We start from the raw sequence: 1,031 nt of genomic DNA on the forward strand, positions 1-1,031 counted from the left end.
GTCCATCACCCCAGTACAAGTTCAGTTCGCCTTGTTTGAGATCTTGATACATATCCAAGGCGGTAAAATCGTATCGGCCAGAAGAGAATTTTTCTTGCAAGTTCAGTTTGGTGACTTGTTTTTGAATCGCGGCATCGGAGACGCTTTGAGATTCTGGCGATATCCACTCCATCGGCACGGCGTGTACGCTGTTCCAATAAAGATCAAAATGATCCGCCGTTTGCTGCACGGCTTCCCCGTAGAGCAGTAAATCGAAGTCGCCGAACTCTACTTCTGATTCAAAAGAGAAATACTCGTTACCAATATTTCGTCCACCGACAATCGCAGAGACACTATCAGCAATCAGCGATTTATTGTGCATTCGGCGGTTCAGACGTTCGAAGTCACTGGTTAACGCAAAGATTCGTGCAGAGCGGTATTGATGAGGATTGAACAGGCGTATCTCAATATTGGGGTGCGCATTTAGAGCCGCCATGACGTTGTCGTTGCGTTTTTGCATGTCATCAAGCAGCAGTCGGATTCTGACGCCTCGTTTTGCTGCTTCGTACAAACGCCAAGTGATCAGCTGGCTGGTTTCGTCACCGCGATAAATATAATACTGAAGATCCAAGCTTTTTTGTGCGGACTCGATGAGAGAAGTACGAGCAAGAAGGGCATCGTGTCCTTGGTTGAGCGGGTAAAAGCCAGTGATGGTTTTAGGATCTTCGCCATAAGCTTCAAAGTAATGAGCCAGAACCGAATCTTGTTGATAGCCGAAATGGAAAGTTGTGGATTTCTCACTTGGCTGATTTGATTCGATTGATGAGCATGCTGAAAGCACTGAGAACATGGATGCGAAAATGAATTTGGAGAGCGTATGTAACAATGCACATTTCCTTGTCTTACAAAACCTTACTGTATTGAAGTATAGACATAAGTGCTTTCAACGTGCAGTTATCGCGGCCAAAGAACGAGAGTTGAGGCAAGTAAATCAATGAAGTGAGATCATAAGGCGGGAAGAAAGGGGTATTGGGCGCGGTGTGCTCCTAATT

1 protein-coding gene is annotated in these 1,031 nt (G+C 45.6%); it reads right to left on the minus strand.

The annotated features are described in order from the left end of the window. A partial coding sequence (locus tag R7Z77_RS24230) for a phospholipase D-like domain-containing protein (RefSeq protein WP_318136912.1) occupies positions 1–865 on the minus strand: 865 nt, incomplete at its 3' end. Between the last annotated feature and the right edge of the window lie 166 nt (positions 866–1,031).

Source organism: Vibrio sp. 1401, from assembly GCF_033340295.1.